We start from the raw sequence: 8,463 nt of genomic DNA, 5'->3' as shown, positions 1-8,463 counted from the left end.
CCGGCAGGAAGCGGATCGACCGCTGCTGGTCGTAGGTCAGCTGGGTGATCTCGGCCGGCAGGCTCTCATCCGGCGGCACGAACGGGGCCTGCGACACGGTCTTCGCCCGGTCGACCAGCCAGGTCATGCTGAACGGTGTGGTCTCGCCCAGGCTGGGCGCAGCGTTGGCGGGCCTCACTGCGCCAAAGAAGGACGCAGCCGCAAGCGCGGTCGTCCCCATCAAGATCTGGCGTCTGGTCAGCCCCACGTCACCACCACTGAATTTCTTTCGTCCGACTTTTTTCGCGCCAACTTTTTTCGCACTGCAGCATACAGCAAGTTCGATCGCGATTGTGGCGGTTCCTGGACGAACAGAACCGCACCCGGCACGCCCGGCCACGACGCGCCCTATCGGATCACGCCGCAACACGGAAGGACCGATCGTTCAACGCGACCTTTCCAGATTTGTTCCGATGTTAAAGTACCCGGTCCCCGACATCCGCAGAAGCAGGCGGGCCCAAGCGCAACGGCAGAGACTGCCCTGCGCGTTTCACAGATTGACAGGTGGGAATAGACTCGCTTTTACGGCGAGAATGACCGGGCGAACGCATCCCGGAAGGTCGCCATGGCGGCGACAGGGCCGCTGGCCGGGGGATTCAGCCCGTCCAGGAAGCCCCAGTCGTGGAAGCGCGCGACCAGGGCCGGGTCGCGGCTGAACACATGCACGGGCACGTCGCGCGGCGTGCCGGGGCCGGTGACGATCGGCGCCGGCTGATGGTCGCCCATCACCACCATCAGCGTGTGGTCGCCCAGCATCCGGTCGACATAGTCCAGCAGCGCGCGCAGGGAATAGGCCATCGACAGGCCATACTGGGTGCGGATCCGGTCCGGGTCGCTCCACACCTGCTCCGGCGTGCCGCCGGTGGCGGGCAGGCCGCGGTAGATGCTGCCGTCGCCGATCTTGCTCCAGTCGTTGACCATGCTCGGCACGGGGGTCCAGGGCGCGTGGCTGGACACCAGCACGACCTCGCTGAACAGCGGCTTCGGCTGGTGCTGCTGCCAGTGCTGGAAGGCGGACAGGGTGAACTGGTCGGGCATCGTCACCCAGCCGAAGGGTGGGCCGGCATAGCCGAGGTCGTCGGCGAACAGCGCGTCGTCGAAGCCGTAGAAGCGGGTCGCCTCCGGCTCGCCGCCGGTGATCGCCGGGGCGATCAGCGCGGTGTGGTAGCCGGCCTCGGTGAACAGCCGGGTCAGCGTCAGGCGCTTGCCGGTCATCAGCAGGTCATAGCGCAGCTGGTCGTCGATCTGCAGGCCGCTCACCAGCGTCGCATGCGCCAGCCAGGACTGGCCGCCGCGGGTGGGGGAGGCCAGCCAGCCGGACGCGGTGTAGACGCCGGCAGCCGCCAGCTTCGGCCCCATCTCGGCCAGCACCGCCTTCGGCTCGCCGTCGAAGCGAGGATCCTCCAGCGCGCTGCGGCCGTAGGATTCGAGGAAGACAATGGTGACGTCGGCGCCGCCCAGCCCGGCCAGCGGCTTGCCCGGCAGGCTGCCGCGCAGCGGGTCGATCGCCTCCTCGGCCCGGAAGCGGCCTTCCATCGCCAGGGCCGGGATCAGCCGGTCGACCTGGTCGGCGACCATGTGGGTGGCGATGTCGTTGACCGGCCGTGCCGGGCCATAGACATCCGGCACCGTCTGGCCGATGGCGAACACCGCGATGGCGATCAAGCCCAGGGCGCCTGCGACACTGCGGCGCGGCGGCGTGGACAGGGTCTGCTGCAGCACGCGCACGGCGCGGGCGGTGGCCCACCACACGCACCAGGCGGCCAGGATCACGCCGAAGGTGGTCGCGATCAGGCCGAGGGCGCCGATCACGCCGTTCGCCAGATGCATGCCATCGACCAGCAGCAGCCGGTCGACATACAGGCTGACCGGCCGGCCGAAGGACAGTTCGGTGGTCAGGTTGGCCAGCTTGATCGCCGCGACCAGCAGCCCGAGGCCGCCGAGCACGACGGCGAAGAGGCGTGAGCGGCGCAGCGCCGGCACCAGGGCCAGGGCCGCGACCACGATCGCCAGCTCGACCGGCACCGAGGCCAGGCCGTAGAATTGCCAGCCATCCGGGTCGGACGGCACCCCGAGCAGCAGCACCAGCCACAGCAGGGCGACGACCAGGCGCAGCACCGCGAACAGCGGCGTCAGGCGGGTGCGGAGGCGGGGCGGGGCGGTGTCTGCGGCGGTCATGGCGGCGGGACCATGGCATAACGGCAATGGCCGGTGCATGAAATCTCCGTCATCTCCGACTCTGTCCCTGGCGCAGAGGCGGGGTCGGCGCGATAACCAGACCGGATGCGATGACGCGATGCCCGAACACCGAGCTGACTCTCCGATCGCCGAGACCCTGCGGCTCGCCACGCCCGACGACGTGCCGGCGCTGCTGGAGATCGAGTCCCGCGCCTTCGACCACGACCGGCTGACCCGGCGCAACTTCCTGCATCTGCTGACCCGCGGCCACGCCGTCTGCCTGGTGGCGGAAATGGGTGGCCGGCTGCTCGGCTATGCCCTGGTGCTGCTGCGCCGGACCACGGCGCTGGCCCGCCTCTATTCCCTCGCGGTCGATCCGGTGGCGCGTGGGCGGAAGCTGGGCGCCCGGCTGCTGGACGAGGCGGAGCGGGCGGCGCATGGCGAGGGGGCGCTGTTCCTGCGGCTGGAGGTGCGGCCCGACAATGCGCCGGCGATCGCGCTGTACCAGGCGCATGGCTATCGCCATTTCGGCCGCTATCTCGACTTCTACGAAGACCATGCCGACGCGCTGCGCTTCGAGAAGCGTCTCGGGGCCGACGACCAGCCGCAGACCGACCTGCACATCCCGTATTACGCCCAGACCACCAACTTCACCTGCGGTGCCGCGGCGCTGCTGATGGCGCTGAAGGCGCTGGACCCGGCGACGGAGCTGAGCCGGGCGCGTGAGCTGCGGCTGTGGCGCGAGGCGACGACGATCTACATGACGTCCGGCCATGGCGGCTGCGACCCCTACGGCATGGCGCTGGCGGCGCATGACCGCGGCCTGCGGGCCCGGATCTTCGTCAGTGATGATTCGCTTCTGTTCCTGGACGGCGTGCGCAGCCCGGACAAGAAAGCGGTCATGACCGTGGTGCAGGAGGATTTTCGCGCCCGCTGCGCCCGCCGCAAGATCGAGGTCGTGCACCGTGCCCTCACTTTGCCCGAAATGTGCGCGCTGATTGCCGAAGGCGCGATCCCGATCGTGCTGATCAGTCTGTTCCGTGGTTACGGCGAAAAAAATCCGCATTGGGTGGTGGCAAACGGCTTCGATGAGCGTTTCATCTATGTGCACGACCCCTGGGTCGCCGTGACGGAGATGGAAAGCGCCTCGGCCAAGGCGAATCTCCCGATTCCGCGCCAGGAATTCGAGCGAATGGCGCGTTACGGCCGCACCCAGCTCCGGGCCGCGGTCGTGCTCAGCAGGAAGGCCTCATGAGCGGTTGGATCATCGTTGTCGACCGTATCACCGACTTCAAGGGCGACCCCGACGGGCGGCAGCTCGTCACCGCCCGGGACTACATCGCCCGGCCGCAATCGCTGAAGGGGGCGGACGCCAAGGTCATCAACCTGACCCGGTCCACCGCCTACATGACCCGCGGCTACTATGTCTCGCTGCTGGCCGAGGCCCGGTCCCACCGCGTCATCCCGATGGTCGAGACCATTCTCGATCTCGGCCAGAAGACGCTCTACAAGATCGCCCTGCCGGACCTGGAGGACGACCTCGGCCGCCGGATCAAGCGGCTGTCGGTGCCCCCGGGCGGGCCGTTCAAGCTGATCATCTGCTTCGGCCGCGCCGATGACAGCCGGTTCCAGGATTTCGGCCGCCGGGTGTTCGACTGGTTCCGGGCGCCGATCCTCGAGGTCAAGGTCCGCTTCACCGACAAATTCCGCATCGCCTCGGTCGGCGAATTGTCGATCGCCGACATCGAGGGCGAGAGCGAGAGCTTCTTCTACGAAACGCTCGATCTCTACACCCGCCAGGGCTGGCGCAACCCGAAGGAGAACAAGCCGGCGAAATACACCCTCGCCGTGCTGTTCAACCCGAAGGAGGAATTCGCGCCCTCGACCCACCGCTCGATCCTGAAGCTCGCCCGCGTGGCCGAGACGATGGACATGGAGGTCGAGGTCATCGAGAAGAAGGACCTGCTGCGCCTCGCCGAATACGACGCGCTGTTCATCCGCGAGACCACGGCGATCGACAACCACACCTTCCGCTTTGCCCGAAGGGCGGAGCAGGAGGGCATGCCGGTGATCGACGACAGCACCTCGATCCTGCGCTGCGGCAACAAGGTCTATCTCTACGAGCTGCTGACCGCGAACAAGATCCCGACGCCGAAGACCGTGGTGATCGACAGTTTGAAGCATGTCGAGCGGGTGGAGGAGGAGTTCTCCTACCCGATCGTGCTGAAGATTCCGGACGGGTCGTTCAGCCGCGGCGTGTTCAAGGCCAATGACCGGCGTGAGCTGGAACAGATGGCGGAACAGCTGCTGGACGATTCCGACGTCATCCTGGCGCAGGAATTCATGCCGACCGACCATGACTGGCGGGTCGGCGTGCTGGATGGCGAGCCGCTGTTCGTCTGCCAGTACATGATGGCGAAGAAGCACTGGCAGATCGTCCGGCATTCGCCCGACGGCAAGGTCGGCTGGGGCAACTTCAAGACCTTCGCGCTGGACGAAGTGCCGGCCGAGGTGCTGGACGTGGCGGTGCGCGCGGCGCGGCTGATCGGCGACGGGCTGTACGGCGTCGACCTGAAGCAGACCGAAAAGGGTGTCTTCGTCATCGAGATCAACGACAATCCGAATCTGGACCATGGCTGCGAGGACCTGATCGCCAAGGACGAGCTCTGGCGCCGGGTCTGCCGCTGGTTCATCGATCGGCTGGATGCCGGCTGACCTGCCGGCCGGGGGCGAATTCGACCAATGGCACGCACCACCTGGATCCCGTTGCTCCTGGCCCTGGCCTGGACTGCCCCGGCCTGGGCCGACGGCACGCTGGCCAGCCAGATCACGGCCGCCGACCAGAAACGGCTGGATGCGTTCGACTCCGTCCGGGGCGAGGCGATCGGCGCTGCCCGGGAGAGCACCGACAAGGCCGCCTTGGCGACGCTGGACCAGATCCTGGGCGGCAAGCCGCAATCGATCCGCGGCGCCACCGATCTGGCCGGGACCTGGCGCTGCCGGGTGGCCAAGCTGGGCGGCAACCCGCCCCTGGTGGTCTATGACTGGTTCCGGTGCAGGATCACCGACGATTCCGCCGGGCTGCGGCTGGACAAGGTGTCGGGGTCCCAGCGCACCAATGGCGGCTTCTACGACGGCACCGATGCCGAGCGCCTGACCTATCTCGGCGAAGGCTACTACGACAACGAGAAGGCCAAGCGCTACGGCAGCAACCCGGAGCGGGACGAGGTCGCCTATCTCGTCCGCGTCGGGCGCGACCGGCTGCGGCTGGAATTCCCGTCGCCGCGCCTCGAATCCCAGTTCGACATCATGGAACTCGAACGCGTGAAGTGATCGCCTGGAGCCGCCCCCCGGCATAGGATCGACACGTGATCGATCTTCGGGGGAGTGGGTGCGCATGACCGAGACAGACGGGCATCGGGGGCTGCTGCGCCAGCGCCAGGGGCACGAACATGGCAAGGTCACCTTCGTCGAACTGTTCTTCGACCTGGTGTTCGTCTTCGCCATCACCCAGCTGTCGCACAGCCTGCTGAAGGACCTCAGCCTGCTCGGGGCGCTGCACACGGGGCTGCTGTTCCTGGCGGTGTGGTGGGTGTGGATCTACACCTCCTGGGTCACCAACTGGCTGGACCCGGAGCGCACGCCGGTGCGCCTGCTGCTGCTGGCCCTGATGCTGGCCGGGCTGGTCCTGTCGACCTCGTTGCCCGAGGCCTTCGCCGAGAAGGGGCTGGCCTTCGCCGGCGCCTATGTCTGCATGCAGGTCGGGCGCAGCCTGTTCACGGCGCTGGCGGTGCGGCGGCACAGCCCGGGCAATTTCCGCAACTTCCAGCGCATCACCGCCTGGCTCGTCCTCTCCGGCGTGTTCTGGGTCGCCGGGGCCTTTGCCGAGGCGGAGGTGCGGCTGGCGCTGTGGGCCGCCGCGCTGGCGATCGAATACGTCTCGCCGTCGCTCGGCTTCTGGACCCCGGGCCTCGGCCGGTCGACCACGTCGGACTGGGATGTCGAAGGCGGGCACATGGCCGAACGCTGCGGCCTATTCGTCATCATCGCGCTCGGGGAATCGATCCTGGTGACCGGCGCCACCGTCGCCGAGCTGGAGCTGAGCGCCAGCACGCTCGCCGCCTTCGTCACCTCCTTCATCGGCAGCGTGGCGATGTGGTGGATCTATTTCGACATTGGCGCCGAGCGCGGCAGCCACACCATCGCCCAATCCGACGATCCCGGCCGGATCGCCCGCGTCGCCTACACCTACATCCACCTGCTGATCGTCGCCGGCATCATCGTCGGCGCGGTGGCGGACGAGCTGGTGCTGGCCCATCCCGACGGTGCCCTCGAGGTCGGGACCGCCGCGACACTGCTGGGCGGGCCGGCGCTGTACCTGGTCGGCAATACCCTGTTCAAATGGACCACTGCGGGGCGGCTGCCGCTGTCGCATCTGGCCGGGATCATCCTGCTGGCCGGGCTGGTGCCGGGGACGGTGGTGCTGTCGCCGCTGCTGCTCGGCGTCGCCGTGATGCTGATTATGGTCCTGGTCGCGGTGTGGGAGCGGTTGTCGCTTCGGCGCGGGCAGGCGGCGGGCCTATCATCGGCCGAGATCGGCTGAGGGGCCCCATCCACCATGCATCGCCTGCTGTTCCTGTTCACCGTCCTGCTCGGGCTGGCTGCGGCCGGCCCGGTCGCGGCCCAGGCCCCGGCGCCAGGCACGGCCCCCAGCCCGGAGAAGCTGCGCAGCCTGGCCGAGCTGCTGCAGGATCCGGAGATCCGGGGCTGGCTGCAGAGCCAGGTCGCAGCTGCGCCGGCGGCCCAGGTGGCACCGGCCCCGGCCCCGGCCGATGCCGGCAGCGTGCAGCAGAGCCTGTCGGGCGTAATCGACACCACCCGCGGTTTCGTCCGCGCGCTGGCCGCGGCCGCGCCGACCCTGCCGGCGGAGCTCGGCATGGCCTGGCACGTGCTGGTGCTGCAGCTGGAGGAGCAGGGGCTGATCTGGACGGCGGCGGCGCTGCTGCTGTTCGTCGGCCTCGGCTTCGGGGCGGAGAAGCTGTACTGGTGGCTGTCGGGCCGTTTCCGCCGCCGGCTGATCGGCACGCATCTCGAAACCCTGCACGGCCGGCTGCAGGCGGTGTGGCTGCGCTCGGTCTATGGTCTCGGCCTGGTCTTTGCCTTCGCCCTCGGCAGCATCGGCGCCTTCCTGCTGTTCGACTGGCCCGTGCTGCTGCAGGATATCGTGCTGTCCTACCTGCTGCTGGTGCTGATCGTCCGGGTCACTCTGGTGCTCGGCCGCATCATCCTGGCGCCGGGGGCGCCGCGGTTCCGGCTGGTGCCGATGGCGACGCCGACCGCGCATTACTGGTTCATCTGGTCGCCGGTGCTGGTCGGCTGGTTCTTCTTCATCCAGGCCACGCTCGACAACCTGACCACGCTGGGGCTGCGGATGGAATCCGGCTTCCTGGTCGGCTTGGCCGCCGGCGTCATCATGGTCAGCCTGACCCTGGCCGCGGTGTGGCGGGCCCCGACCTTCGATGGGCACGAGCGGGTGGGCCATGACCACCGGATCGGCACCTGGCTCTTGTCGTTCTACCTGATCGTGGTCTGGCTGCTGCTGTTCACCGGCTCGGTCGCACCCTTCTATGTCGGCGTCATCCTGCTGCTGCCGATCGCGCTGCGCGGCAGCAACCTGGCCGTCAACCATGTGCTGCGGCCGCCGGGTGCGGACACGGCGGAGGCGGTGCCGTCGCTGCTGGCGGTGACGCTGGAACGCGGCCTGCGCGTGCTGCTGGTGGTCGGCGCGGCGCTGCTGATCGCCTCGGTGCTCGGCCTCGATCTCAGCTCGCTGACCCTGCGCGACACGCTGACCACCCGGGTGCTGCGCGGCGCGATCAACGCCGCCATCGTCTTCCTGGTGGCGAATTTCGCCTGGCACCTGCTGCGCGCCTGGATCGACCAGCGCATCGCCACGGCGAATGCCGAAGGGCCCGGCGGCACCGACCAGGCCCGGCGCCACGCCCGGCTGCGGACGCTGCTGCCGATCCTGAAGAACGTCCTGTTCGTGGTGCTGGCGGTGATGGCCGGGCTGATCGCGCTGGCGGCGCTGGGGGTCGAGATCGGGCCGCTGGTCGCCGGCGCCGGGGTGGTCGGGCTCGCCGTCGGCTTCGGCGCCCAGACCCTGGTGAAGGACATCATCTCCGGCATGTTCTTCCTGTTCGACGACGCCTTCCGCATCGGCGAATACATCGAAAGCGGCAGCAT

7 protein-coding genes are annotated in these 8,463 nt (G+C 68.5%); 5 read left to right on the top strand and 2 right to left on the bottom strand.

Going from position 1 to position 8,463, the window contains the following annotated elements:
- Window positions 1-127 (bottom strand): glucan biosynthesis protein (locus AC3XYG_RS10725; RefSeq protein WP_489139817.1); only part of this gene is annotated, 127 nt, incomplete at its 3' end.
- 434 nt (window positions 128-561) lie between these two features.
- The gene (locus AC3XYG_RS10720; protein WP_489139816.1) at window positions 562-2,217 is read right to left on the bottom strand and encodes a sulfatase-like hydrolase/transferase; all 1,656 of its coding nucleotides are present in this window, start codon (window positions 2,215-2,217) and stop codon (window positions 562-564) included.
- Between the two features lie 118 nt (window positions 2,218-2,335).
- On the opposite strand from AC3XYG_RS10720, the gene AC3XYG_RS10715 reads away from it, so the two are divergent.
- From AC3XYG_RS10715 to AC3XYG_RS10695, 5 genes are all read left to right on the top strand, one after another.
- Window positions 2,336-3,472, top strand: a complete 1,137-nt coding sequence (locus AC3XYG_RS10715) for a peptidase C39 family protein (RefSeq protein WP_489139815.1) — start codon at window positions 2,336-2,338, stop codon at window positions 3,470-3,472.
- Window positions 3,469-4,932 (top strand): RimK family ATP-grasp domain-containing protein, encoded by a 1,464-nt coding sequence (locus AC3XYG_RS10710; RefSeq protein WP_489139814.1) that lies wholly within the window; start codon window positions 3,469-3,471, stop codon window positions 4,930-4,932. The genes AC3XYG_RS10715 and AC3XYG_RS10710 overlap by 4 nt, the downstream gene beginning before the upstream one ends.
- Window positions 4,933-4,959: 27 nt before the next feature.
- Complete coding sequence (locus tag AC3XYG_RS10705) at window positions 4,960-5,550, top strand: DUF4893 domain-containing protein (protein WP_489139813.1); 591 nt, start codon at window positions 4,960-4,962, stop codon at window positions 5,548-5,550.
- A 64-nt stretch (window positions 5,551-5,614) separates the two neighbouring features.
- Window positions 5,615-6,820, top strand: a complete 1,206-nt coding sequence (locus AC3XYG_RS10700) for a low temperature requirement protein A (RefSeq protein WP_489139812.1) — start codon at window positions 5,615-5,617, stop codon at window positions 6,818-6,820.
- 15 nt (window positions 6,821-6,835) lie between these two features.
- The coding region (locus AC3XYG_RS10695) for a mechanosensitive ion channel domain-containing protein (protein ID WP_489139811.1) at window positions 6,836-8,463 on the top strand (1,628 nt) is incomplete at its 3' end.

The sequence above is a fragment of the Inquilinus sp. genome (assembly GCF_057815775.1).
Note: the sequence above shows the minus strand (reverse complement) of the source record. Positions and strands in the feature narration are given on the sequence as shown.

What these genes read in the sequence shown, in the direction of transcription:
- AC3XYG_RS10720 (WP_489139816.1), bottom strand. Translation starts at nt 2,217, where the DNA reads ATGACCGCCGCAGACACCGCCCCGCCCCGCCTCCGCACCCGCCTGACG.
- AC3XYG_RS10710 (WP_489139814.1), top strand. Translation starts at nt 3,469, where the DNA reads ATGAGCGGTTGGATCATCGTTGTCGACCGTATCACCGACTTCAAGGGC.
- AC3XYG_RS10700 (WP_489139812.1), top strand. Translation starts at nt 5,615, where the DNA reads ATGACCGAGACAGACGGGCATCGGGGGCTGCTGCGCCAGCGCCAGGGG.
- AC3XYG_RS10705 (WP_489139813.1), top strand. Translation starts at nt 4,960, where the DNA reads ATGGCACGCACCACCTGGATCCCGTTGCTCCTGGCCCTGGCCTGGACT.
- AC3XYG_RS10715 (WP_489139815.1), top strand. Translation starts at nt 2,336, where the DNA reads ATGCCCGAACACCGAGCTGACTCTCCGATCGCCGAGACCCTGCGGCTC.